This is a genomic window from uncultured Allobaculum sp., assembly GCF_948576815.1.
GTDB classification, from domain to species: Bacteria; Bacillota_I; Bacilli_A; order Erysipelotrichales; family Erysipelotrichaceae; genus Allobaculum; species Allobaculum fili.
Map to the genome: position 1 here is coordinate 47238 of NZ_CAPAEZ010000001.1, position 26625 is coordinate 73862.

A 26625-nucleotide genomic window follows, 5' to 3' on the forward strand; every position below is an offset into this window, starting at 1 on the left:
CCCTCAAGGATGCCCCCATCGCCGAATTGCCGATTAAAAAACAGCCCTGTCTTTACAGGGCTGCCGGATAAAGCGTGTCGGGATCGGAAGCGGAATGCCAGGACTGGCAGATGACGTTGCTGTCGGGGTCCTGAATGGCTTCTTCAAAGTATTCAAAATATTCGCCCGGGGTGTTGATGCCGCGCGGAATGACGATGGACGAGTCGATCTGATGCAGCAGATCGGAGGCAAACAGCGAACAGTTGCGGCCTAAAACCCAGTAGGTTTTCCAGATGCCGGTGCGAAACTTGTAAAACTTCGCGCCGGTTCTCCATTCCAGGCGGCTGGCATAATCGGATTCGTACGTCTTGAAGCGCTCTTTTGTCACCGGCCCCTGAAAGAGCGGACTGTACCAGCGATAGGCCGGCTTGAAGACGTCCTTTAAAAGCGAAACGAGATGCTCCTCCTGTTCTGAGGTTAAGTGCAGACCGTATTCAAACAGAATCGAATTTTCATAGACGCAGCTGTTGTTGACGTAAATATCCGCCGGTGCGGTAAACAGAATGCCCGGACCAAACGTACGAAACAGCTTTTCGTCTTCCTGATCGTAGTTGCCATACGAAAACATGACGCCTTTGTAGGAAAAGGTCATATGACCAAACTGCTTGTCGCCTTTCAGACCGGAATGGATAAAGACGCGCAGGTTGACGGGGTCGTCGTTTTTATTGGCTACCGAAGTGAACGCCTTTTTACTCAGATTCTTTTTTCGCGCATAGCGCAGAACAAGGCTTGGACCGACGGCGACCAGATAAACCGGCAGCGAACTCCAGCGGCGAAAGGACCAGGCACGCGAACCTTTGTGATGATGAAAGACGTACAGTTCGACAAACATCTGAATCGCCTGCCAGACCAGATAGACGCCGCTCAGACGCTGCACTAAAGACGGATCGCGCGTATACAGCAGCAGCGCGAACAGGCAGATCAGAAAGTCACCGAGACCGAACAGAATAAAGCTCCATCCGGTTTTCGACTTTTCGCGCAGATCCAAGACGCCTTCAAGCGCGACGATCACGCTGATCGCGAATATGTAAATCGCAAAGACGAGACAGACGATCCGCACGCCTTCTGCCCTCCAGCTCCAGAACACCCCGGCCAGAATGCCGGCGGCCAGCGCCTTGAGCAGATCCATCGTGCGATGGTAGCGAATCGCCTGATACAGAAGCAGAACGGCAGATGCACTCGTCAGAATGGCGGCGCTGATCATGATGGAATCCGCGCTGATCTGCGGAAAGAACAGACAGAGCAGACCAACGCCAAGAAAAATCAGCGAAATGGTCACTTCAAATTTTTCTTCAATCGTCAGATTGGTAATCTCTCGAGTATTCATGGCTTTATTTTTCCATCCGTAGTGATTTCTTTTCATCCATTTGCCCAGAAGAAAACCCCGCAAATCCATGCGGGGTTTTCTTTTTACGGCTTTGGGCCGTTTTCTATTCAATTGAAATGAGGCGGACTATTTTGCAGCTTCGGCTTTGTGCGCGTCTTCTTCTGCGATGACTTCGTCAAGAACCTTCATTTCATCCTGCGGCTCGCGGGAGCTTTCGTTGAGCAGGTGGCACTTGTCGAAGATGAAGAACAGAAGCGACAGCAGAATGCCGGTCATTGCAGCCAGAACCATGCCGGACAGGCTGACATCGCCAAGCGTGATTGTTACGCCGGACAGGCCGACTACGAAGACAACAGCGGTCAGAATCATGTTTACGGTGTTGGAGTAATCCACTTTCTCATCGATGAGAATACGCAGACCGGAAACGCCGATCATACCGTAAAGCAGGAAGGAAATGCCGCCGATCACTGCGGAAGGAATGGACTGAATCAGTGCGCAGAGCGGACCGATAAAGGCGCAGAGAATGGAGAGAACCGCGGCACCGCCAATAACGTAGACGGAGTAGACGCCGGTCAGCGCCATAACGCCGATGTTTTCGCCGTAGGTCGTTGTTGGAACCGACCCAACGAGACCGGAAATCATGGTCGAGAAGTTATCCGCGAAAATCGTACGATCGAGACCCGGATCCTTGATCAGGTCGCGGCCGACAATCTGGCTGGTGACGATCTGATGACCAACGTGCTCGGAAGTGATAACGAGCAGTACGGGCAGCATCGTCAGAATCGCGCCCCATTCAAATTTCGGGAACTGAAAATTCGGCATCTGGAACAGGCTGGCCTGCATAACCGGAGAGAAATCCACATCGCCCAGGCATACTGCTGTGAGATAGCCGCAGACAACCGCAATCAGAATCGGGATAATCGAGAAAAATTTACGGAAGCAGACGTTGCCGATGATGGCCACGCCGAGGGTTACCAGGAAAATAATAATGTTATGGGCGCTGACGGCATCGCCGACCAGACCCGCGGTGCTGGCTGCACTGCCGGCCAGTTCAAGACCGATCAGAGCAACAACTGGACCCATCGCCGCCGGGGGAAGTACAATATCAATCCATTTCGTTCCAAACTTCTTGATAATGAACGCGATGATGCATCCGAGAAAGCCGACCGCAACAAATCCGCCAAGGGCGTAGGAATAGCCCCACTTGGCGATGATGATCTGTGCCGGTCCTAAAAACGCGAACGAACTGCCAAGGTAAGCCGGCGCTTTTCCCTTGGTGATCGCAATGTACATCAGGGTACCCACGCCATTCATGAACAGAACGATGGCCGGGTTGATGTTGAAGATAAACGGAACCAGTACAGTCGCTCCAAACATCGCAAACAGATGCTGGAGGGAAAGCGGGAAAAGCAGTCTGCCTGGAACCTTCTCTTCAACCTGGATAATTTTCTTAGCCATGGTTACAAAGCTCCTCCTCTTTTATCAGAATCATATCCCAATAAAAACCGCCTGCGCCGTATGAGTCGCTCAAAGATTCACAGAGATCTGCAAATTCTCGGACGGGTTCATCATTTCGGCTTTCCACCCTTCGCAAACGAAGGGCTGAACAGGCGGGTTCTTATCGTTTCTTCGATACTTTATACCATTTTGGCCGGTAATCCAAAAATATTATCGCTTTTCAAAGCAATAATTATCGTCCCTTTTTTGTATCCGAATCGGGCAAGCGCTTAACCTCGAAATCGATTTATTTTTCCCGGGCCGCCCCGTTCGAACCGGCCAGACGGCTTTCCGGAAAGCGCGAGCTGCTTTCGGTTTTCTCCGGAAATTTGCGGCAAAAATATGGAGCAGAACTTTGCCTGTCGATTATAGTTTTTTCAGAGATCTGCCCGCATACGATTCCATTCAAATATCGATAGTCTGCGTCAGACGATTCATGGAAAGGAGGACTCATGCGCAAAGAAGACATCGCAAGGCGGCTTTCCAGCACCGAAGGTCCGCTTCGCCATCCCGCACGCTTCTATCGCTTTGCGGCCTCCTCCCATCTGGATCAGAAGGAACTCGACACGCTGCGTGAAACGATCTGCCGGCGCTGCGCGCTTTCCGAAGCCGCGTTCATGAAAAAGCTCGAAGCCAGCGACGCCCGCTGGAGTGCGAAAAGCGTCCGTCAGGCCGCACGGCTGGCGGCGCATCCGTTAACCGAATCGTTCGCACGCCGGCACGCTTCGGATTTTCGAAGCCGGGGACTGAGCCCCCGACAGTGCAAAGCGCTTCTCATCCGTCAGTATCAGATGGCCTTTCACGCGCTGAGCATTCTCAAAGGCGAAAACTGTCTGAAAGCCGTCTGGATCGACCGGCTGGAAAAACTCCTGAACGACCCAGATGGACTGGCTCCCTCGCTTTCCATGATTGAGCGCCCGATCGTTCTGGGCGCCAGAGGAAAACTGCAGCCCACGCAGGATCCGTTTGTTTTTCACGTTCTTCTCAACAGTCACCTGCTTGCGGACGCACTTTTAATTTATGAAGAAGGCGTCCCTTCGCCCAGAATGCAGATCGTGCGCGATGTCTTTCGCGCCGCCCGCACCTGGGACGAACAGGAAATGGCCGCGTTCCTGCGACCGTCCGGCTTTGAAACGGAACCGCAGGATATCGCCGTTCCAGAAGAAGCGCCGTTCGACGAACTCGAACCGGTAATCGATCCATCAAGAACGTTTATTCTTTCCGAAGAGCTCACGCCTTCGGCTTCGCGCGAAATTCTGGTTTCCCCTTCTGTCCACCCCGAAGCAGACAGCGATGGAAAAGACAGTCCAGACTGATCCCGCAGTCCGAAATCCATCCCCCAAGAAAAATGCAAAAAGACGGCAGTTCTTGCCTGATCCAGGTGATCCAGGCGGTCTGCCGTCTTTTTCCATCTCGTCTCGTTGTCGCCGTTCTTTTCCGAAATTCTCGTTTTTTCGTTCTTTGTTCTTTCCAGTCTTCTCTTCGAAAGCGTTCTGGTTCTTCTTTCGCTCTTCGAAAGTCTTTCCAGATCGATCCCAGCGCGCTATGCCGTCGGGCTGCATCGCTATCGGCCGGAACCGGTACGACCGGAACCGGACGCTTTGTCTGCCGTGAGCGGCGCCTCCTGATGGCCCGGCACAAAAATTTCCGATTCGAGAAACCATCGGTTTCTTTCCCAGTACAGCTTGCGCATCTGTCCCTGCATTTTGCAGAGATAGCAGATGCCGCATCCGCCGGCTTTGGAATACATTTCCCTGACCGACAGCACTTTGTCGACTTTATAGCGATGACCGTCCCAGCAGACAAACAGCGGCCGCAATGCGCCGTCCTGAAGAATCAGCGTCACCACATCGACGTAGTATTTGTAGTACTTCATACTTCAATCGGCCCGTCTAGCGGGGCAATGGGATGCACATTATGAAGGAGACCGAGCGGATCAAAGTCCGTCAGCTTCGCATCGACCTGACTCGAAGCCATGCGGCAGGCATCGTAGCCGTAGCGAACCCGAATGTCGTAAAGAACCTGTTCCATTTTGCGCTGACGGTCGATCTGTTCCAGATCCATGAACAGGTCGCCCTGATCAAACCCGGCATCCTGACACAGACCGCTTACCGAAATGCCGACCGAACGCAGACAGATTTCTTCCAGTTTCAAAGACGCCGTCAGCTGCATGGCCGCCTCGAGAATGTCGCTGGCCAGATCCGTCAGGCGTACGAGCTTTTTCTGACAGCCTTTCGTTTTCAGTTCCGTGGAACGAAGAGAAATGCTGATGCGATTGCATTTCATGTGATCGTTGCGCAGTCTGGCCGCGATGGATTCGCTCAGAACCCGGAACACTTCCTGCAGCTGCGCTATGGATGTAATGTCATGAACCACCGTCTTGGAATTGCCGACCGACTTGACCGGCCGCTTGTAGCCGTTCAGATGCACTTCGCTCTGATCGAACCCGTTGGCATAGTTCCAGAGCAGACCGCCCATTACGCCAAATCGGCGAGTGAGCCGCTCGGGAGACGCCTTGGCCAGATCGCCGATGGTAAAGATGCGCATCTCGTTCAGCTTTTTGCGTGTGCGCGATCCGACCATGAGCAGATCTTCCGCCGGAAGCGGCCATATGAATTCCTTAAAATCGTCTTCCGTAACGACCACAAACCCCTTGTGCTTGAGCAGGTCGCTGGCCAGTTTGGCGAAAATCTTGTTGAAGGAAACGCCCATGCTGACGGTAATGCCGTACGTCTCAAAGACCTCATCCTGAATCCGTCGTGCCAGATCGATGCCGTCTCCAAAAAGACGCTGCGAATGCGTCAGATCGATCCAGGCCTCGTCCAGACCGAAGGACTCCACCCGGTCCGTATATCTACGGTAAATATCTTTAATCTTCTCCGTATAGTAAATATATGCGTCATAGTCTGGATGAATAATCAGCAGATCCGGACACTTCCGTCTGGCTTCCCGCAGAGATTCCCCCGTCCTGATGCCTTTGGCCTTGGCCAGATCGTTTTTGGCCAGGATGATCCCGTTTCGTTTTTCCTCGCTGCCTCCCACAGCCATCGGTACGTTGCGCAGTTGAGGGCGAAGCATTTCTTCAATCTGGGCATAGCAGTGATTTATATCGCTGTGAACAATGACTCGTTTCATAGGCTCAGTATAGAAATAAACAGGCATCTTTTCAACTTGCTTACGCACTTTTTGCGCTTTTACGCACCATGAAACTTAGAAATATATTTCACCTTTGCGCCTATCTTGCGCGAACAATGCTATACTATAGACATGAAACCGAATATTCCACAGATCCTTACTGAATTTAAAAACCAGAACAATGTAACAAATGACTATATTGCCGACTACTGCGGCGTAACCCGCTCCACCGTTTCCCGCTGGTGCAGCGGAAAGATCCGGAAAATTACGCCCGAAGCGCTCGAGAAGCTGAGCGAGATGCTTCACATTGATTTTGACGAGATGACAAGCGTAGCCCGCTATGCGTATACGCGCCCGATTCTTGGCGAGGTCAAAGCCGGCTACGGGCTTCTGGCCGATGAAAATATTGTCGATTACGTCAAAGTTTCAGAAGAGGATTACAATCGCGGCGACTATTTTCTGCGGGTTCGCGGCGATTCCATGAAAGGCGCTCACATTCATGAGGGCGACCTTCTTTACATCCGCAAATGCGTTGACCTTCCGTCGGGGGCAATCGGCGTTTTTCTGATCGGAGAGGAGGAAGTAACGGTTAAGAAGCTGATCAAGAAAAACAACTACTGGATTCTCCAGCCCGCCAACGACGAAGTTGAACCCCGTGTCTATTCCATGCAGGAAGTCATGGATATTCCCGTTCGAATTGTCGGACAGGCTCTTTACTCCAGAACTGAGCTTTAGAGGCGTCAAATCGGGTAAATTTCAGGTTATTCAATTCTTAGACAGACACGGCTGAGCGATGGTTTCCGTTTTCGGAAGCCCTGCGCTCAGCCGTTCTTTTTTCCCATATTTCGCTGGCTTTTTACCATATATTATAGGGGCTTGATTTAGCTATATTTTTAATATGCCATTAAGCTTGCCGCATTACTGCTTTTGCCCCTTTATCTTTCGCTTATTCACCAAAGGTATAGCGAAGCCCGAAAACGGCAAAAAGCCGGCGTTTTGCGCCAGCAGAACGCCATTTTTGTGAATTTTAAGGCAATTTTGGCGTGTCATTCCAAATTGTGGGATCGTTTATCTTTTTAAGAAAATGAAGACTTGCCGCTTTCTCTTGCGATTTTTCGTGCTTATACTTGTCCGTGAACCCCGCGAGATCGGCACTCCGGCCGAATCGTGAGGCTTTTGAACTTTTTTAGAAACACCAGTTGTATAAAACGTCTTCCCCAGAGGAAGCGTTCATTGAATTTATTTCAAATTTTCAGAAAGGAGAAAACACAGCCAATGAAAGTAATTAAGAGAAGCGGCGAAGAAGTCATCTTCAACGTTTCGAAAATCGAAAACGCCATCCGCAAAGCCAACAAAGCAACGACTCACGGACAGATGACCGAAGAAGAAATTCTTGAGGTCAGCGCTCTGGTTGCTGAAAAGTGTGAGAATCTCCACCGCGCTGCCGGCGTGGAGGAAATCCAGGACATGGTTGAAGCCGCTCTGATGAGCCATGGTTTCTACGCCGTTGCCAAGAACTACATCACTTACCGCTACGAGCGTGCTCTCGTACGCAAAACCAACTCGACCGACCAGCAGATCATGTCTCTGCTGGAGAGAAATAACGAAGAAGTAAAACAGGAAAATTCAAACAGTGCGATGCGTTTCTGATTGAAAAGATCAGACATCACAAAAAGACGTTCGAACAGATACATTTCGAACATTGTGATGAACTCCGTTTTTGAAGAATTTCTGCCGGCCCCAACAGCCCGCAGAAATTCTCTTTAAGTCTCCGGCATGCGCCGGATTTCAAAAGGCCAGGAAGTGAACAGATCCTGCGCCGCCAGGTTTGAAATCCGGGGTATGAAGCCCGGTAAAGTCGGCCGACAGCTGCCGCAGCCTGCTTTTTGCAGAGCGAAACCTCCGCCTCGCGGAGCGCAGCCCATAGGCCGGAAGTCCATAAAACAGATATGGTCAGAATGCACCAGACGGTGCTGACGAATTTGCGAATGTACGGATCTACAGTTTTCCGGCGCAGAAATGCGCAGGCGCGATACGCGCGCCGGTGCGGACAAGTAAGAATTGTTTGTATGAACGTCCGTATCAGACGAAGCCTCAATGGAGGCGGCGGGTCTGATCGAGCCGGCAGGTCCATAGCAAAAACCTAAGTCTGTATGCACGGATAGAAAACGGGGAACACAGAAAAGCAGCAGCCTCCGGGAGGCGGGCGAAGAACAATAAGCCGCCAAACTGCTGCCCAAAAGCCGAGGCCGCAGCGATGACCTCTTCTGTAATGGAAGAGCGAGCGATGACCTCAAGTCGATGCACCTTCTTCCGACTTTTCAAGCCGGATTTCAAAACATTTTATTCAGACTCCCTTTCCGGGCGGCGGTTCTTCCAGAGAGAAAAGCCGAAACCGAAGGAAAACGGAACGCATCGATGGAGCGCCGTGTGCGGTGAAAGCCGCATGCACGGTGTGAAGCGGGGGAAAAGGCAGAGATCGCATCAAAGCCTTACCTATCGCTATAAAACCCATTAGTAAACTCTGTTCAGCGTGACTATATGGCCGGTGAAGTATCCAAGGATATCACTCGCCGCTTCCTGCTCCCCCACGACATCATGGAAGCCCACGACAATGGACTGATTCATTTCCATGATTCCGACTACTTTGCCCAGCACATGCACAACTGCTGCCTGGTCAACCTGGAGGACATGCTTCAGAACGGAACCGTTATTTCCGAAACCATGATCGAAAAACCGCACAGCTTCTCCACCGCATGCAACATTGCAACACAGATCATCGCGCAGGTGGCCAGCTCCCAGTACGGCGGTCAGTCGATCACCCTCTCTCACCTGGCTCCGTTCGTAGCCGTTTCCCGTGCGAAAGCCCGTGCGGAAGTACGCGACGAACTGAACGCCATGAACCTGCCTTCGGATGACGAAACCGTAAACGAAATCGCAGAAATGCGCGTCCAGAAGGAAATCGAAAAGGGCGTACAGACCATCCAGTATCAGGTCATCACCCTGATGACTACAAATGGTCAGGCTCCGTTCATCACCGTCTTCATGTACCTCAATGAAGTGGAAGATCCGCAGACCAAAGCGGACCTGGCTTCCATCATCGAAGCGGTTCTCAAGCAGAGAATTCTCGGTGTTAAAAACGAAACCGGCCACTACATCACTCCGGCTTTCCCGAAACTGATCTACGTTCTCGAAGAAGACAACATCCATCCGGACAGCAAGTACTACTACCTGACGCAGCTCGCCGCTAAATGCACCGCGAAACGCATGGTACCGGACTACATCTCCGAAAAGATGATGCTTAAGCTCAAAATCGACGTAAACGGCGAAGGCCACTGCTACCCGGCTATGGGATGCCGTTCCTTCCTTACACCGTATGTAAACGAAGAAGGCAAACCGCAGTACTACGGCCGTTTCAACCAGGGCGTTGTCACCATCAACCTCGTTGACGTTGCCTGCTCTTCCAAAGGCGACTACGAAGAATTCTGGCGCATCTTTGACGAACGTCTCGATCTCTGCTTCCGCGCCCTGATGATCCGTCACAACCGTCTGCTCGATACGCCAAGCGACGTGGCTCCGATCCTCTGGCAGAACGGCGCGCTGGCCCGTCTGAAAAAAGGCGAGACCATCAACAAGCTGCTCTTCGGCGGCTACTCCACGATCTCCCTTGGCTATGCCGGACTTTCCGAAGCCGTATGGTACATGACCGGCGTTTCCCACACCGATCCAGTCGGCACAAAATTCGGCAAGCGCATCATGGAATACCTCAATGCTGCCTGCGCGAAATGGAGAGCTGAAACCAACATCGACTTCTCTCTGTACGGCACCCCGATGGAATCGACGACCTACCGCTTCGCCAAGAAGCTGCAGGACCGTTTCGGCATCATCCCGCACGTAACCGACAAGAGCTACATCACCAACTCCTATCACGTTCACGTTACCGAACCGATCGATGCCTTCGACAAGCTGACCTTCGAGGCGCAGTTCCAGAAACTGTCTCCAGGCGGAGCCATCTCCTACGTCGAAGTACCGAACATGCAGAACAACCTGCAGGCGGTTATGGCGCTCATCCAGCATATTTATGACAACATCATGTATGCCGAGCTCAACACCAAATCCGACTACTGCCAGGAATGCGGCTATTCCGGCGAAATCGAAATCGTTGAGGACGAAAGCCACAAGCTGATCTGGAAGTGCCCGAACTGCGGCAATACCGATCAGTCCAAGATGAACGTTGCCCGTCGTACCTGCGGATACATCGGCACCCAGTTCTGGAACCAGGGCCGTACCCAGGAAATCAAGGAACGCGTAACCCATCTTTAATCGCCAGACCGGAAATCCCAATCCGATCGATCAGAGCAGATCAGCTCCAGTTGAAAAGATACGGGATGGAAGGGAAACCTTAAAAATCTTCTGAATTTCATGCCTGCAGGGCCGTATCCTGCAGGCATTTTTCTTTGGTTTTTCCTTGCGAGATTCGTTCGAATTTACCGTTTTCTTCAGTACGCGATTTTCGATGGCCGACACTTCGGACTTCCGCTTTACGCGAAAGTTTCGCTTCCTCGAAAAAGAAATTTTCATTTTCTTTTCCCGCATTCTTTCCTGAGAGTCAAAAATCACACTCGAACTGTCCCTAAAGGGAAAACATTATGTAAAGACATACATTTTCCTCCTTTGTAAAGAGAAAAAAACCGCAAAAACATTCATTTCTTTTTAAGAATGTATTTCACTTGCTTCAAAACCCGTATAGAATGGGAGCAGGCATTTCCGATGTATGCCTGCTTTCTTTACATAGCTGCCATGTTGAATATCGTGGTTTCATGATGCGTTCGAATGGCCTTTTATTTTGAGGCGCCGGTTAAGCGCTTTCCACAAAGGCCAGTTATTTCAAGATGACGCTCATTTAATGCAAAGAAAAAAAGAACTGCAGGATTTACAGTTTTAACGTCGGTTCAACACCGCATTCTTTTTAGTCCTCTCTTTTATTCAGGAACTGGTGTTCTCTTCCTCTGATCTGTTCTGCCCGAATGCAGATTTCAGGAACTGCCTGATGCGATGACTGGCGTGGATCTGGCTGATGTCTTCTCTGCCCGAAAGAATTCTTCAGACTCATTCTTCCGCTTTCTGTTCTTCAGGTTCCTCTGGCGCTTGCCCGCGCTTCTGGATGCATCACCCTCTGTCTGGAAGACCGACTATCTGGAATGATTTTCTCGTGGTGTTAAATTGTATGCGCAATTCTCTGTCTGGCGTGAGTCAGACGGCGAAACTCTGCAGGATCCAAAAGGCTGACTGCCCGATGGTTCTGCACTATGCAAAGGAGAAAATAAGAAATGAAACACAGAAGTTTAGGCAAATTCCTTGTTGTTGCTGCCTCCATTTCTATGGCCATGACTCCAATCACTGCTCTTGCAGCTGGTGAAACCGATTCTGGTGCTCAGACAAGCGGCGAAACAAGAGTGGATACCAAAGCTCTGCTGAATGATGCTATCAAATATGCTAAGGCAGCTAAAGAAGCTGCTTCTTATGCCAATGTTGTAAAAACAGTAAAAGACAACCTTGATACGAAACTTGCTAAAGCTGAAGAAGTAGCTGGTAAAGCTGAGGCGACTACTACTGAAATCAACGCTGCATGGTCCGATCTGGTTGATGCTGTTCATTATCTCGACTTCGTAGGTGATCACACGGCTCTGGACAAAGCCATCACTGATGCAAAAGCCGAAGTTACCAAAGAAGAAGACTATAAAGCTGGCTGGGATGCATACGCTGATGCTCTGAGAAACGCTGAAGATGTAAATGCTGATGAAGATGCTCTGCAGGATGAAATCGATGCAGCTAAAACAGCTCTCGAAACTGCAGTAGCTGGTCTGGAAAAGAAAGACGAAACTCCAGTTACCGTTAACAAAGACGCTCTGAAAGCTGCCATTGCCGCTAAACCAGAAGGCGAAGCAACTGACTACACCGCAGACAGCTGGAAAGCTTACACGGATGCAGTAACTGCTGGTCAGGCTATTGTTGACAAAGCAGATGCTACACAGGCAGAAGTTGATGCTGCTACCGCTGCAATCAACAACGCAAAAGCTGCTCTGGTTAAAGATGACGAAGGCGACGAAGTTGATAAGACTGAACTTGAAAACGCAGTGAAAGCCAACAAAGATCTCGCTGAAACTACACCAGAAGGCGACGATTCGCTGAACCCTGAAACTTATGGCGCATTCACCGAAGCTTACAAAGCAGCTAAGGCTGTCCTCGACAAAGAAGACGCTACTCAGGATGAAGTAGACAAAGCCGTTAAGGATCTGAAAGACGCTTATGCTGACCTCGATCAGGTTATGTACCGTGCTTACAACCCGAACAACGGTGAACACCTGTTCACAGCCAACAAGAAAGAATACGACTTCCTGTCTGCAAACGGATGGAACGCTGAAGGCGAAGCCTGGATTGCTCCGAAGGGCGATCTCCCTGGCGCAACCAAGATGACACGTATGTACGACGAGAACTCCGGCGAACACCACTACACTAAGAACCCGAAAGAAATCGAATTCCTCGAAAAGAGCGGTTGGAAGAACGAAGGCGAAAAGTGGGCTACTGCTGCTGAAAACGAACACGTAATCCATCGTCTGTACAACCCGAACGAAACACGTGCCGGCCGTCACCACTACACTCTGGCTGACAAGGAAAAAGACTTCCTGGCTAACAACGGATGGAACTGGGAACATAACGAAGGCGACCTGATCTACGCTAAGGCACCAGCTCCTGAAAAAAAATAGTCCTGAATATCTCGATTCTTAAAATTTCTCGTTAAACGAAAGAGTCTAAGAGAGCGCTTATTCAAAGCGCTCTCTTTCTTTTTGCCGTATCTTTGAATTCATTTCTTTTTTCTGGACAGGGGCACAGTTATCCCCGACTTACTTTTTCACGCTATAATGAGAACGTCAAAAAAGGAAGTGAATTATGAAGACTTTAAATTCCGTTCCTGCAGACCAGTCGGTTACCGTTGAAGAATTTCATCTCGACTCCAAAACCGCTTTGCGTCTTCAGGCGCTGGGAATGATTCCAGGTACCCGAATCACGGTTTTACAGCGTAAAGGAAAAGGAACGATGATCATTGACCTGCGTGGTACCCGCTTTGCACTGGGTCCGACGATCACCGAGAACATTCAGGTGAGCTATGATCAATAACGATTTAACGATTGGATTCATTGGAAATCCTAACTGTGGAAAAACGACTTTGTTCAACGCCTATACCGGCGCCAATCTGAAAGTAGCCAACTGGCCGGGTGTTACGGTGGAGCGCATGGAAGGCGCAATTTCATCTCATGGCAAGCAGATCCGTCTGGTCGATCTGCCCGGAACCTATTCTCTGAATTCTTTCACGATGGAAGAACAGGTATCGAGACAGTTCATTCTGTCGGATGAAGTCAGCGTCGTAGTCGATGTAGCGGATGCCAGTTCACTGGAGCGTTCCCTGTATCTGACTTTGCAGCTGCTCGAAATGGATAAGCCGCTCGTTCTCGCTTTAAACATGATGGATATTGTCGAAAAGCGCGGCATTGATCTGGACCTGCACCGCCTGCAGGAGCTGTTGGGCATCCCGGTGATTCCGGTCATCGCCAGAAAAAAGCGCGGCTTAAAGACGCTGCTGCATGCCGCACTGCACCAGAACGAGGACAATCATGCGCCAAACCATATGCCGCTGGAAATCGACTGCGAACGCCAGCGGGATCACGTCATGATTTATTCGGATGACATTGAAAGCAAGATCGCCAGGATCGAAAGCCTGCTTCCCGCAGATACGCCCAGAAAACGGTGGACCGCCATTTCCCTGCTGATGGATGATCCGCAGATCAAGGCGGAATATCCGCTGGATCTTTCCTCCATTGTGGATGGTCAGGAAGCCAATTCGATCGTCAATCAAAAATACGATCGCATCGCGGAAATCAAAAACGAGGTGCTTCTGGGCAAAGATCGCTCGGATCAGTTTTCTTCGAAAGTGGACGATTTTGTAACGCGTCCATTCTGGGGCGTCGTCCTGTTCCTGCTGATGATGGCCCTTGTCTTTGCGCTCACCTTCACACTGGGCGATTATCTTTCCGGTTATCTTCAGGAAGGCATTGATTTGTTTACCCAGTGGATCGGAAGCCTGTTAACGGGCGTTCACGCCTCCGACTGGCTTATCAATCTGATCTGCGACGGCATCATTTCGGGTGTCGGCGGCATTCTGACCTTCCTGCCCAATATCACGATTCTTTTTCTGGCTATGGCCTTTCTGGAAGACTCCGGCTATATGGCCCGCGTCGCCTATGTCATGAACGAGATCATGGAAAAGATCGGTCTTTCCGGCCGTGCCTTTATCCCGATGGTTCTTGGGTTTGGCTGTACGGTTCCGGCTATCATGGCCAGCCGTGCGCTCGAAAGTGAACGGGATCGTAAACGGGTCATGCTGCTGACGCCGTTCATGAGCTGTTCCGCCAAGCTTCCGATTTACATTTTGTTTTCCGGCATGTTCTTTCCGGATCACGCCATGTGGGCGGCCTACTCGCTGTATCTGATCGGCATCGGCATGGCCCTGCTTCTGGCCTGGATTCTTCACAAGATGGACGGCGAACAAAACGAGTATCCGCTGCTGATCGAACTGCCTGCATATAAAATGCCGAGTTTCCATACAGTATTCATTTATGTCTGGGAAAAAGTCAAAGACTTCCTGACGAAAGCCGGCACGACGATCTTCATCGCTTCGATCGCTTTGTGGCTGCTGATGCATTTCTCCATGAGCGGCTATACCGATGACATCGCGACTTCTTTTGCGGCCATCCTCGGCCACGGCCTGTCCTGGATTCTGATTCCGTGCGGCCTTGGCTTCTGGCAGATCGCGGTCGCTCTGATCGCCGGTCTTTCCGCCAAGGAAGTTGTCGTCAGCTCCATTGCGGTTCTGTTTGGCATTGCCAACGTCACCAGTTTTGGCGGCATGCAGGTGCTTCATCAGGAACTGCTCTCCATCGGCTTTGGCCCGCTCAACGCCTATTGCATGATGCTGTTCTGCCTGCTCTATATTCCGTGCGTCGCTGCCCTTTCGACGATCCGCAAGGAATCCAGGTCCACGCTTTTCATGCTCAAAAGCGCCGGCTTCCAGTTCGCGGTCGCCTGGGTCGTTACCACACTGGTCTATCAGATCGGCTCTCTGTTCATTCACTAGGCCATACGGCGGAAAGCGGCAGATCGTTTCTGCCGGCTCTGAGGTTTTGGCTTTTCCGGCATTTGCTTCCGTTTTCTTTTGAATGCCTTAAACGGGCGGACATTCTTTCAGGTCCGTCCGTTCTTGTTTATTCCTAGATGTTGTAGAGTTGTCATAAAGGCTCTGGCTTTGCCCGGAGCCGGAAAGGAAGTCATCTATGTTCTATCCTTATTCTTACGGCTACCGCGGATGGTACGGCATTGATCCGGGCTATCTGTGGGTTCTGGCCGCCATGCTGCTGGCGCTGCTGGCTTCATTATGGGTGCAGTCCACATTCAGAAAATATTCCCGGGTTCCCTCCACCATGTCCGGCGCTCAGGCGGCCCGTTATGTTCTCGACCATAACGGTTTAAGCAATGTCCGCATTGTCCGCATTGCGGGCAATCTGACCGACAACTACAATCCGGTCACCAAAGTCCTTTCCCTTTCGGATTCGACGTATGACAATTATTCGGCTGCAGCGGTCGGCGTCGCCTGCCATGAAGCGGGACACGCCATTCAGGATGCCCGACATTATCTGCCCAACCGGATTCGTTCCGCACTCGTTCCGATCGTCAACATCGGCTCTTCTGCGGCGATTCCTCTGTTCATTCTCGGTCTGCTTCTTGATGTGACCGGTCTGATGTGGGCGGGCATTATCCTGTTCTCCCTTTCCCTGCTTTTTGGTCTGGTCACCCTGCCGGTCGAATTTAACGCCAGTTCGAGAGCGCTGAACACGCTCAAGACCGATCCGGCTTTCACAAAGAGCGATTATGAGGGAGCCAAAAAAGTTCTGGTTGCGGCAGCCAGCACATATGTCGCCAGCGTTTTCGTTTCTCTCGCTCAGGTTATGCGCTATATCGGCATGGCCAGACGCAGAGACGATCGCTGATTGCTTTCCAGTTTCTGCTTTCAGAAATGGATTTCTTGTTCTCCATTTCGATTTTCGCGATTCCTTCGGGGATCGTTTTTCTTCTGGCTTCTTTGTACGCTTTCCTGACGAAGCCGGAAGGAATTGCCTTCTGGTCTGCCTCAGGAATTGACAGACTCGGCTGTGTGTTTTAGAAAAAGCTTGTACCATTTCAACAAAACAGCAGGGGAGCTCAAAAGAGCTGAGAGGAAGTCCGGCTTCGACCCTGGAACCTGATGCGGATTATGCCGCCGTAGGAAGCTGACCAGTCGACCGTTGACTTTTTGCAGGAAAATCCGTTCTGGGTTTTCCTGTTTTTTGTTGAAATGGGTGGAAATGAGAAAGGTTGTGATCTGCTCCGGGAAACCGGCATGGACAGGGGAGCGCCTGACATGAACTGCTGCGAGGGAGGCCATCATTCTGGTCTGAGAGGGAATCCGAAGATTCCGACCGTCTGTTTTGTATTCAGAAAGAGAGGATTTGAAATGAAAAATAATTCGATTCGAAAACTTACTTTTGCGGCGCTCCTATGTGCAGTTGCGGTTGTGGGAAGCCTGTTTTCCTTCCCGATTTTCGGAAGCCGCTGTGCGCCTGTCCAGCATATGGTCAACATCATCTGCGCGGTTCTTCTTGGACCGTGGTACGGAACCGGCGTCGCGTTTGTGGCCAGCCTTCTGCGCAACATGCTCGGTCTGGGAAGCATTATGGCGTTTCCCGGAAGCATGATCGGCGCTCTGTTTTGCGGACTGGCCTGGAAGTACAGCCATAATCTGTGGCTGACCGTTCTGGCGGAAGTCTTTGGTACCGGCATTCTGGGCGGTCTGTGCGCCTATCCGCTGGCTATTGCCTTTCTGGGCGTATCCGCCGGGGAAGTGGCTTTTTACGCCTACATTATTCCCTTCCTCATTTCTACGGTCGCGGGCTCGCTCATTTCCGCGTTTGTTCTGGAAGCCATGTCCAGAACCGTCATGCCTTCCCTTTTGAAGCAGGAAAACGCCTGACGAAAATCGGCGTACCTCCGTGCTTTCGAACGGAAATTAAAACGACCGGTCACCGTTTCTTGACGGCTTAGAAAACAGGTTTTAGAAAGGAATTAATACCCGTTCCATCAAACAGCAGGGGAGCTTTGAAAAAAGCTGAGAGGAAGTTTGGCTTCGACCCTGGAACCTGATGCGGATTATGCCGCCGTAGGAAGCTGATCTATCGACTTTTTGCAGGAAAATCCGCTTTGGATTTTCCTGTTTTTTTGTGAACGGGTACAAGGCCGCAGAGAGAAAGGGGAAAACTTTATGGATTTCCAAAACGAAACGCGTTTCTGCACAGCGGATCCCCGTCTGCTGGAAGCTTTGCGAAAACGGCATCCCCGGGTTCACTGCATCACCCCTGCTGTGAGCGCAGCCAAAGTAGCCGATGGACTGAGTGCTGTCGGCGCTTCGCCGATTTTAAGCGAAGATCTGCAGGAATGTGCGGAGATTACCAGAAGCAGCCAGGCGCTCTCCTTATCGATTGGAATGCCTTCCGAAAACAAATGGAACGTCCTTCGAAAAAGCGGAAAAGCCGCAAAGGATGCAAACATTCCAATCGTTCTCGATCTGACCGGCATCGGCGTATCGCCCTTCCGTCAGGCAAAAGCACTCGAGCTTCTTACAGAAATCCATCCCTGGCTGATCAAAGGCAATCTTTCCGAACTGGCCAGCCTCTGCCATATGGGCGGCAGCGGAAGCATCGATGTACAGAGCAAAGAGGTGCAGGCCATCGGGGATTCCAGACGCTTTCTCGAAGCGCTGCTCGACTGCGCCAGTGCCCATTCGTGTCTGCTGATCTGTACCGGTAAGGAAGACCGGCTCTTCACACCCGATCGCCGTATGTATGCCGCCCGGGGCGGTTCAGCGTGGATGGCCGCTCGATCCGGAACCGGGTGCATGTTAACCGCCTTTTTAGCAGCCGCTCTTGGCGTATGGTCCGACCAGCCCGAACAGGCTGCGGCGTGTGCTTTAGGCTGGTTTAAAGCCTGGGCCCAGATTGCCGAACAAAACCTGCAGACTGCGGAAGGCAGCGGGCATTTTCTGATCCGTTTTCTGGATGCGATGAGTCTCTCGTAAAACGATGACCGCAGACCGATCCCCATCCCATCCGATCCAAGTCCGATCCGCTCATCGGATTCGCTTTGGAAGCCATCTCAATCTGCGAAACTTGCCTGAAAGATGGGAAGTCACATTCCCGGAAAAGAACATAGAAAGAGAGGAAAAGTATTGGAAAAAGACCTATGGAAGCAGCTGAAGCTGTATGCCCTGACCGATCTTCGCTTTGTACAGGACAATCCGTCCAAAACGATGGCAGATCTCGTACGCGAAGCCATTGCTCAGGGCGCAACGATGATTCAGCTGCGCGAAAAACGGCTGAACGGTGCAGCGCTTGAAGAAGAAGCGCGTCAGGTCCTGGCCGTATGCCAGGAATCCGGCATTCCGCTGATCATCAACGATGATCTGGAGCTGGCTTTAAAAATTCATGCCGACGGCGTGCATCTCGGCCAGAAAGACGGGTCCTGCAAAGCGGCCCGCTCCATTGCTGGAGAGGATTTCATCATCGGTGTGACCGCGCCTTCGGTTGTACTGGCCCGACAGGCAGAACGCGATGGAGCCGATTACATCGGAGCCGGGGCGATTTATCCGACCCAGACCAAAACGGATACGAAGCCTTTAACACCGCAGGCGCTGCGTGAAATTACCAAAGCCATTTCGATTCCTGCAGTAGCCATTGGGGGGCTTGCCAAAAACAACGTGGACGTCCTGAAGGATACCGGCATTGCCGGCTTTGCGTCTTCTTCTGGCGTCTTCGCGCATCTGGACGATCAGACATCGGTCCCCTCGTTTTTAAAGAAAGCCCAGGAGATCTGCGTGAACGCCTAAGCAAGCGTCTGAACAAAGCGAGCAAAGCCAAATAAGGCCAGGCAAAGTCCGGCCAGACAAAACAAAGATTCACAGTAAAAAACAAAGATTCGCAGGAAAAGCTGTACGAAGCAGCAAAGAAAAAATGCTGGTAACGATCGAATTCTCGATCGAATCCAAATCCAGCCGCGACGAATTGGGGGCACCACCTTGCGCCGCGTAACAAAAGAAAATGCATGAAAGAACTCAAAAGAAAGAGGAATACGAATATGTATACTGCATTATCCATCGCCGGATCCGATCCGAGCGGAGGCGCCGGCATTCAGGCCGATCTGAAGACTATGACGTGCAATGGCGTTTTCGCCATGGCGGCCATGACGTCTCTGACGGCCCAGAACACAACCGGCGTCAGCAATATCTTCCCCGTCACTCCCGAATTTATCCGCGAACAGATTGAAATGGTCGTTCACGATATTCGACCCGACGCCGTCAAAATCGGCATGGTCGGCAGTGCACCTGCCATTGAAGCGGTCGCTTTATCCCTTCAGGAAATTCCGGATGTAAAAACCGTCGTCGATCCCGTCATGGTTTCCACCAGCGGCAGTCTGCTCATTGATCCAGACGCCATCGAGGCGCTTAAAACGCATCTGATCCAGGACGCCACCCTGATCACGCCAAACATCCCCGAAGCCGAAGTTCTCTGCGGCTTCTCCATTCAGAACCGGGACGACATGGAAAAAGCCGCCCGCAATCTGGGCAGCACCTTCCATACCGCCGTTCTTGTCAAAGGCGGTCATCGCGTCGAAGACGCCAACGACGTGCTTTACGACGGAAGCAATCTGATCTGGTTTGAAGGCGAACGCGTCCAGACGGAAAACACGCACGGCACCGGCTGTACCCTTTCGAGCGCCATCGCAGCCAATCTGGCCAAAGGGTTTAATCTGCCTCAGTCCGTACGAAGAGCCAAAGCGTACATTACCCGGGCACTGGACGACGGCCTGAATCTGGGCAGCGGTCCCGGACCGATGAACCATGCCTTTAAAGGTCACGAAGATTTTTTTGATCTTCCTGAAAACGATCCGGAGGTCTAGGTACGATGCTTACGCAGATTCTTATTGTCGTCAGTCTCATCGCCTATTTTGGAATCAGCCTCTGGCTGGTTAAGGACGTAAAGCTGACCACGTCTTCGATTTCGATCTGCGCGATCTGCATCGCGCTGACCCTGATTCTGGAATCCATTTTCATTCCGCTGCCGACCGGCGCGGTGATCACGCTGTGTTCGCCCGTGCCGCTGCTGGTTCTGGCCATCTGCTTTGATCCAAAGCTGGCCATTCTTTCCGGATGGATTACCGGTCTGCTTTCCATCGCACTGCTTCCTACCTGGCAGCCGGTCCATTGGGCACAGATTTTTGTGGAACACCTGGTGTGCTTTTCCTGCCTGGGCTATGCAGGACTGTTTTCGGCGAAAACGAAGCTGGGCATTCTTCCCGGCCTTCTGCTCGCGTTTGCGATCAAGTTCATGGGCCATGCGGCCAGCGGTGTTGTCTTCTTTTCCCAGAACGCCTGGTCGGGCTGGGGTCCCTGGGCTTACAGCATGACGTACCACCTCACCAGCAAGGTCCCGCTGTTCCTTCTTTGCACGCTGGTCATGCTCGCCCTGCCGCTCAAAACGCTGGAGCGCCTTGGCAAATCCAAAATGGTAAAGAAAGGAGCCGCCCAGTGATTGAAGCGCTTCGTCATAAGAAAGATTCCTTCAGCGCGCGTCTTTTAAACGATTCCATTCCGTACTGGAACCATTACCTGCGCCATCCGTTTCTGCAAAAGCTGGCCAATGGGACGCTCTCGCACGATCGCTATACCGGCTACATGATGCAGGACTATCTGTATTTGAAAGAGTATGGACGCTGCTTCCTTCTGGGTATGGTTAAGGGCACCGACCCCGCCTTTCGCGCCGTCTGCGAACATTATCTGAAGCGGATCAACAATTTCGAGCTCGACGTTCACCGCGGCGCGTTTGAAGCGCTCGGCATTTCGAAACAGGATCTGGAACGTGCCGTTCCTTCGCTGGAAAATCTTGGCTATACCTCCTACATGCTCAAAGTCTGTCTCGAAGGCAAACAGGAAGAAATTTTAATTTCGATTCTCGCCTGCGCCCTCAGCTACGAATACATCGCGCACGAAATCGTCAAGGAAAAGCCCGAAGCCTTAAACGATCCGCTGTACGGCAGCTGGTTTGCGCAATACGACTCGGCCGATTACGCCAAAGAAAACGATGACCTCTGCGCGCTGCTCGACGATCTGACCAGAGAGCTTTCCAAAGAGCGGCTCGATGCCCTCGAGAATATTTTCGAGACCTGTTCCCGTTTTGAAATGGGCTTCTGGAACGGAGCCTGGCAGACGGGTGATGAAACGCGGCTTTGTGCCTAAGCGATTTGTAAACACCCAGTAAACGCTCTATACGCGTTCCAAAATACGAATCTCCCGAAAATACGCTGCGCTTCAAATTCCGCCATTTAATGAAAACTGGCTGAGCGGATCCGTCCGACTCAGCCAGTTTTTATCTGAAATTTTCTGCATAAAGCTTCGAATTACCTGGAAGCTTTTTTCTTGCGAAGGAATTCCGGAAGCGGTTTTCCTTCTTTTTTCCACTGAATGAATTCCGCTGTCGCGGTAAAGACGGCATCGCCGGCGGAGTTCAGGCAGGTTTCTACCGAATCCTGAACGACACCGATAATGAAGCCGACCGCTACGACCTGCATGGCCACATCCTGAGAAATGCCAAACAGGGAGCAGGCCATCGGGATCAGCAGAAGAGATCCGCCGGCAATACCCGAAGCGCCGCATGCTCCGAGCGCAGCCATCATCGAAAGCAGAACCGCAGCCGGGAAGGAAACCTGAATGCCCAGCGTATTGGCGGCAGCGAGTGTCATGATCGTAATCGTGATCGCGGCGCCGTCCATGTTGATCGTGCTGCCCAGCGGAATCGATACGGAATAGAAATCCTTATCGAGACCCATCTTCTTGCACAGTTCCATGTTGACTGGAATATTCGCAGCCGAACTGCGGGTAAAGAATGCCGGAATGCCGGATTCTTTCAGGCACTTGAACACGAGCGGATATGGATTGACGTGCAGATAGCAGAACACCACAAACGGGGAAACGACGAGCGCCATGAACAGCATCGTGCCGACGAGCAGAAGCAGCAGCTTTCCGTAATCGGTAAAGATGGACAGACCGCTTGTCGATACAGTCGTGTAAATCAGACCCATGATGCCAAAGGGCGCCAGGTTGATTACCCAGCGAACGATCTTGCTGACGGCTTCCGCCACATCGTTCATGAACTTCTTCGTATTGTCCGAAGCGCAGGCTTTCATCGCCAGACCAAAGAGAACCGCATAAAACAGAATGCCGATATAGTTGCCGTCCGCGATCGACTGGATCGGGTTGGAAACGATATTGGCCAGCAGGGTATGCATGACTTCATCGAGGCCCTGCGGAATCGTGGACACGCTCGCCGCTTCGGGCAGAACGATGGTCTGCGGAAACAGGCGGGACGCCAGCACCGCCAGTACAGCGGCTAAAAATGTCGTCAGCATGTACAGCCAGATGACAGTACCAAACCGGCGGTCAAGCCGGGAAGAATTTTGCGCAAGCGCACTTGCGACAAGAACAAAAACCAGAATCGGCGCCACGCCTTTCAGCGCGCCGACAAACAGATTTCCAAATTCGCCAATCCAGGTCCAGCCTGGCACCAGCAAAGCCAGTATGACGCCAATCACCAGACCAATCAGAATGCGAAGAATCAGACTGGTGCGGTTGTAGCCTCGAACGAGCTTCAGACACCCATTTTTAATGGATTGCATAAAAACTATCTCCTTTTCCCTTGTCGGAAAATGAAAAACATCGAAACAGAACAGCCGATCCGTGTTCGATGTTCAAATTCACCAACAAAAATAATAATACGTGATCCTCTGATCGCCACACAAAGACGCCTGTCTCCGTCATCTGAACGTTGTTCTTGCTCGCTTTGTATGTTTTTATCATGTTTTTCGGAAGATACGTTCTTGCCTTTTGGCCTCTGTCGTTCTTTCTTCCATTCGTATCTTCCCTTTTCACACTTTTTGCCGCAAAAAAGCCGGAGCGTATGCTCCGGCCTGGCAATTCAAGGGGTAAATCGTATGACTCTGTCCTCTCTTTCGAATCTGGATTTTCTAATCAGTGCAGTTCGTAGTACTTGATGGAATCCTGCAGTTCGTCGAGGCGGCGGGTCATTTCTTCGAAATCGTCATCGTTTTCCGCCTGCTGATGGGTAACGAGCGAATCGAGCAGATCGGCGGCTTTCTTATTGATCTGGACGGAACGTTCATAGTATTTGCGCAAAATGTCCATGTTATGACCAATCTTCACATACTGTCTGGCCTGTTCGAGATTGTTCTGAGACATGGCGATCGCTTCATCCAGTCCAGCTGTGAAACGGGCAATCGACAGTTTGCTTCCACCAAAAATGTTTTCGAGAATGGCCTCGGAATTGTCCTTGATGCGGTGCAGTTCCCGGTCGTTGTTTTCGATCTGTGTCAGCAGATTGCGCTCGATCGCGCGCTGCGTCTCCTTGGCCTCGTCAACGACTGGCCGGGCCTTTTTCTCCGGTCGTGGGAAAAGTTGCCCGCTTCCGCTGGAAGCACGTGTGTCTTTCACATTGGGAATCGGCAGCTTTTTCGGAATGGGCGGCTTTTGAGACGGCCGCGCCTGTGTACGGGACGCATGGCTTTGCGAAGAATTCGCAGGAGAAGAATATGTACGCGGACCGGCTTTCAGTGCCCCCATGCCCAGGTAGACCGAGCCCCAGTTGGAAAAATAGCGGCTGATGCCTGGTGCGAAAAACAGAAGGAAGGAATAGAGATACATCATCAGCCCTTCCAGATAATAAAAGGCATACGGCATGACGACCGGATGCGAATAGCCGAACATCGCCTCGTTATACTCGCTGTTTTGCGGCTTTTGCGGGGAAACGTACTCCGTTCGCGTTCTGGCCTGACCTAAAAAATGGCCGACATAGTAAATGACTGGAATAATAAAAAGGAGTTTGAAAATGAACCCCAGATGCAGAACAAAGGCCAGCGCCATGGGCAGAAGCATGGGGAGCAGATCTTTACCCGAATTATCTGACATATCGTTTCCCTTTCCTGAATAAAACGGTTTCCCGCCGATCGTGCCGTTCGCTCAAATCGCCCGGAAACCGGAAATAAACCTGTAATCTGAATTATACCGGCCGCTCAATTTCTTTTCATCCATCGGCCGTCTGGAAAACCGAGGCTTATTAAAAACTTTACTATTCTTTTCCGGTATTTTGGATATGCACCCATAACGCGGCCAGTCTGGGATTTTTTTGATTTTCAAAGCCTGTCCGACCACGGGAATCTTAAAAAACGGCCCGGTTTCTTTCCCGCCCGCTGTTCAACAGTATCTGTACACGATAAGGAGTCACCATGAATATTCTGTATTTTCTCTGCAACTTTCTGCTTTCCTTTTTTATTTTTCTGAAAGGCACCCAGATTCTCGGCTTTTTAAAGGCGAAAGAGTATGACAGTCTTTCCGGCTATTCGAGCCCGGATCTTGAACCGGGCACAAAGCGCTGGATTCGCGCTCAGGAAATTTATGGAGACGCCCTGCGCAAATGCGGCGCAGGACTGATGCTTCTGAATGTAGTCGGCGCGCTTTCCGTATTCATGCTGGAACTGCCGGTCATTCAGATCGAATCCGTCATCCTTCTGCTTCTGGAAATTCTTTCCTTTTTCGGCGCGAAACTGTGGACCAGAAACCAGATGGCCAAGGACATTGTCCTGACCCCTTCCGCCCCTGCAACGCCGGCTGGCGAAACCGCACCGGCAGACGAAGGATCCAACCGATCGGATGCTTCTTTGGAACATGCAGACGATGCGAAATCTGAAGCGCACAAAGCCGAGGACGAGAATCCCGACGAAAGTCCGAAAGAAACGCCGGCAAAAGCAGAAGAAACTTTCACAGCCGATACACAGGACGATGCGATCCCGGCAGAACGCGACGATGAGAAGGAATCGGTTTCTGAACAGGAAGAACTCGAACCAGATGCTGCCGCAAACGAACCAGACGCAGCCGCGCAGACCAAACAGCCGAGGGAAGCGTCTGTACCGACGGACACGAACGAAAACGAACCGGCTGAACCGGTCCTTCCCGCTGAAGATGCCCATATTCATTTGGCTCCTTCCTCGTCCTCTGCAGACACACAGGCGACGTCTTCTGAACCGACTGCCTCTTCACCCTCTTCTGCTCCTTCAGAATCCGCAGCTTCTTCGATCGAGCGCAAGGCGGCCCCTTCTCCGGAACGAAGAACTGCGCCGGCTCACGAAGAGAGCAGCTCGGAAGAATCCGGTCTGGAAGATGTGGATCCTAAAGAAGCCGACCGTCTGGCCCGCTCCATTCTGAAAGCTTCCGCTTCCCGAAACGATCGCGCCTCGTTCCATCGCCGCGATCGCCGCAGCCAGCAGATTGCAGAAAACGGCTTTCAGGTCCACCAGATCCAGAACAATTCCGATCAGGCCTCCTTTTCCATCAAGCGTCTGCCGGAAGATACAGACACCGAATCCAAATAGAACAGTCAGGATCCCAGGATATAGAGTCATCCTCCGTTTTCCCGCTCCTGTCCTCCTCTGCTGTCCCCGTTTCAAAATCCATGCATAGGAAAATCGCCCGCAGAAAGAAACAAAGCGTTTCTCCTTGCGGGCGATTTTCCTATGTCCTCTTTGAGGTCTCACCGGATGATGTGCGGATCTCTGTCGATCTGCTGAATCTCCGTGAATCTGCGGATTTGTGCGAATCTGCATGAATCTGCAGCGATCTATGCGATTTTATTCGCGATTTTCCCTCTCGGACGGGTACTCGAGAATCTTTTCCATGCCGATTTTCTGCGGCTTGAGATTGAGCGACTCATAAAAGTGAAGGGCCGAAGTATTGTCTGCCCATACGTTGAGCGTCACGTTATAACAGCCGCTCTTTCGTGCGAAGTCGCAGACGTATTCATACAGATGACGGCCGATGTGCTGATGGCGGATGTTCTGATCGACGCAGAGATCGTCGATATAGAGCGTTTTGATCGGCGTGAGGATATTGTCGTTGGGATGCTCCTGAAAAATGCAGAACGCATAGCCGCGAACCTGTCCTTCTTCATCTTCGTAAACAAAGACCGGTGTCTTTTCCTCGCGAAGAATCGTTTCGAGCTGTTCGTCGGTGTATTTGCGGGCGCCGGTCTTAAAGAGATCCGGGCGCGCCTGATGGTGTACTTCCAGAACCTGACTGAGCAGGCTGTCAATGACGTCAAGATCGTGAAGATCCGCTCTTCGAATATTCATTTCTGTTCCCTCCTCCATCCGGGCTGGCTACCGCTGGCTGGTTTTCTTCTGGCTTTGTTTCGCACCGTTTTGTCTTTGTTTTGGCCTGGGTTGGGCGGTTTTGGCCAGCCGCCTTCGGTCTGTACCTGCCGGGCGGTGTCCCGCCCATTTAAACCGGAATGGCTTTGCGGCTTATGCGGATGAGTGAAGCCTTGCTTCACTATCTTACATACTGGTTACAGACGTTTTTCATT

At 51.5% G+C, this 26625-nt stretch carries 21 protein-coding genes, 1 pseudogene and 2 riboswitches; of the genes and pseudogenes, 15 read left to right on the forward strand and 7 right to left on the reverse strand.

The genetic code is table 11. The annotated features are described in order from the left end of the window. Positions 1-52: 52 nt before the first annotated feature. Together Q2J39_RS00230 and uraA are read right to left on the reverse strand one after the other, a co-directional pair. Positions 53-1366 carry a hypothetical protein gene (locus Q2J39_RS00230; protein ID WP_288338713.1) on the reverse strand — a complete coding sequence of 438 codons (1314 nt, stop codon included), beginning with the start codon at positions 1364-1366 and terminating at the stop codon, positions 53-55. Between the two features lie 126 nt (positions 1367-1492). Beyond that, complete coding sequence (gene uraA / locus Q2J39_RS00235) at positions 1493-2824, reverse strand: uracil permease (RefSeq protein ID WP_230267130.1); 1332 nt, start codon at positions 2822-2824, stop codon at positions 1493-1495. Positions 2825-3315: 491 nt separating this feature from the next. Here uraA and Q2J39_RS00240 point away from each other — a divergent pair, with 491 nt between their 5' ends. Next, positions 3316-4179, forward strand: a complete 864-nt coding sequence (locus Q2J39_RS00240; protein ID WP_230267129.1) for a hypothetical protein — start codon at positions 3316-3318, stop codon at positions 4177-4179. A 248-nt stretch (positions 4180-4427) separates the two neighbouring features. Here the strand turns inward: Q2J39_RS00240 and Q2J39_RS00245 are convergent, their stop codons facing one another. Both Q2J39_RS00245 and dinB read right to left on the reverse strand, forming a co-directional pair. Then, the gene (locus Q2J39_RS00245) at positions 4428-4739 is read right to left on the reverse strand and encodes a hypothetical protein (RefSeq protein ID WP_230267128.1); all 312 of its coding nucleotides are present in this window, start codon (positions 4737-4739) and stop codon (positions 4428-4430) included. Next, entirely contained in the window at positions 4736-5998 is a 1263-nt protein-coding gene (gene dinB, locus Q2J39_RS00250; protein WP_230267127.1) for a DNA polymerase IV, read from the reverse strand. The genes Q2J39_RS00245 and dinB overlap by 4 nt, the downstream gene beginning before the upstream one ends. A gap of 132 nt (positions 5999-6130) precedes the next feature. Between dinB and Q2J39_RS00255 the strand changes: the two genes are divergently transcribed. The 13 genes and pseudogenes from Q2J39_RS00255 (at position 6131) to tenA (ending at position 21434) form a co-directional block, all read left to right on the forward strand. Further along, on the forward strand, positions 6131-6733 hold the full coding sequence (locus Q2J39_RS00255) for a LexA family transcriptional regulator (protein ID WP_230267126.1): 603 nt from the start codon (positions 6131-6133) through the stop codon (positions 6731-6733). Positions 6734-7273: 540 nt separating this feature from the next. Continuing rightward, on the forward strand, positions 7274-7648 hold the full coding sequence (locus tag Q2J39_RS00260; protein ID WP_230267125.1) for an ATP cone domain-containing protein: 375 nt from the start codon (positions 7274-7276) through the stop codon (positions 7646-7648). 858 nt (positions 7649-8506) lie between these two features. After that, positions 8507-10321, forward strand: a pseudogene (gene nrdD, locus Q2J39_RS00265) (anaerobic ribonucleoside-triphosphate reductase); the annotation flags it as partial. 1007 nt (positions 10322-11328) lie between these two features. Beyond that, positions 11329-12765 (forward strand): hypothetical protein, encoded by a 1437-nt coding sequence (locus Q2J39_RS00270; protein WP_288338714.1) that lies wholly within the window; start codon positions 11329-11331, stop codon positions 12763-12765. Between the two features lie 184 nt (positions 12766-12949). Continuing rightward, entirely contained in the window at positions 12950-13177 is a 228-nt protein-coding gene (locus Q2J39_RS00275) for a FeoA family protein (RefSeq protein WP_288338715.1), read from the forward strand. Further along, the gene (feoB, locus tag Q2J39_RS00280; RefSeq protein WP_230267121.1) at positions 13167-15191 is read left to right on the forward strand and encodes a ferrous iron transport protein B; all 2025 of its coding nucleotides are present in this window, start codon (positions 13167-13169) and stop codon (positions 15189-15191) included. Before Q2J39_RS00275 ends, feoB begins: the two co-directional genes overlap by 11 nt. A gap of 196 nt (positions 15192-15387) precedes the next feature. Further along, complete coding sequence (locus tag Q2J39_RS00285) at positions 15388-16101, forward strand: zinc metallopeptidase (RefSeq protein WP_230267120.1); 714 nt, start codon at positions 15388-15390, stop codon at positions 16099-16101. 193 nt (positions 16102-16294) lie between these two features. Then, positions 16295-16396, forward strand: a riboswitch (TPP riboswitch). 208 nt (positions 16397-16604) lie between these two features. Beyond that, positions 16605-17120: an energy coupling factor transporter S component ThiW gene (gene thiW / locus Q2J39_RS00290; RefSeq protein WP_230267119.1), complete on the forward strand. Its 516-nt coding sequence runs from the start codon at positions 16605-16607 to the stop codon at positions 17118-17120. 106 nt (positions 17121-17226) lie between these two features. Continuing rightward, positions 17227-17330, forward strand: a riboswitch (TPP riboswitch). A gap of 78 nt (positions 17331-17408) precedes the next feature. Then, complete coding sequence (locus Q2J39_RS00295) at positions 17409-18221, forward strand: hydroxyethylthiazole kinase (protein WP_230267118.1); 813 nt, start codon at positions 17409-17411, stop codon at positions 18219-18221. Positions 18222-18371: 150 nt separating this feature from the next. Continuing rightward, a complete protein-coding gene (gene thiE / locus Q2J39_RS00300; RefSeq protein WP_288338716.1) occupies positions 18372-19028 on the forward strand; it encodes a thiamine phosphate synthase in 657 nt (218 codons plus the stop codon). 248 nt (positions 19029-19276) lie between these two features. Then, positions 19277-20098: a bifunctional hydroxymethylpyrimidine kinase/phosphomethylpyrimidine kinase gene (thiD, locus tag Q2J39_RS00305; RefSeq protein WP_230266866.1), complete on the forward strand. Its 822-nt coding sequence runs from the start codon at positions 19277-19279 to the stop codon at positions 20096-20098. A 5-nt stretch (positions 20099-20103) separates the two neighbouring features. After that, on the forward strand, positions 20104-20730 hold the full coding sequence (locus Q2J39_RS00310; protein ID WP_230266867.1) for an energy-coupled thiamine transporter ThiT: 627 nt from the start codon (positions 20104-20106) through the stop codon (positions 20728-20730). Then, positions 20727-21434 (forward strand): thiaminase II, encoded by a 708-nt coding sequence (gene tenA / locus Q2J39_RS00315; RefSeq protein WP_288338718.1) that lies wholly within the window; start codon positions 20727-20729, stop codon positions 21432-21434. The genes Q2J39_RS00310 and tenA overlap by 4 nt, the downstream gene beginning before the upstream one ends. A 161-nt stretch (positions 21435-21595) precedes the next feature. On the opposite strand, the gene sstT is transcribed toward tenA, so the two are convergent. Then, positions 21596-22870, reverse strand: a complete 1275-nt coding sequence (gene sstT, locus Q2J39_RS00320; RefSeq protein ID WP_288338719.1) for a serine/threonine transporter SstT — start codon at positions 22868-22870, stop codon at positions 21596-21598. A gap of 352 nt (positions 22871-23222) precedes the next feature. Further along, complete coding sequence (locus Q2J39_RS00325) at positions 23223-24176, reverse strand: hypothetical protein (RefSeq protein WP_288338720.1); 954 nt, start codon at positions 24174-24176, stop codon at positions 23223-23225. A 317-nt stretch (positions 24177-24493) separates the two neighbouring features. Between Q2J39_RS00325 and Q2J39_RS00330 the strand changes: the two genes are divergently transcribed. Continuing rightward, a complete protein-coding gene (locus tag Q2J39_RS00330; RefSeq protein ID WP_288338721.1) occupies positions 24494-25636 on the forward strand; it encodes a hypothetical protein in 1143 nt (380 codons plus the stop codon). Positions 25637-25891: 255 nt separating this feature from the next. On the opposite strand, the gene Q2J39_RS00335 is transcribed toward Q2J39_RS00330, so the two are convergent. After that, on the reverse strand, positions 25892-26392 hold the full coding sequence (locus Q2J39_RS00335; protein ID WP_230266872.1) for a GNAT family N-acetyltransferase: 501 nt from the start codon (positions 26390-26392) through the stop codon (positions 25892-25894). Between the last annotated feature and the right edge of the window lie 233 nt (positions 26393-26625).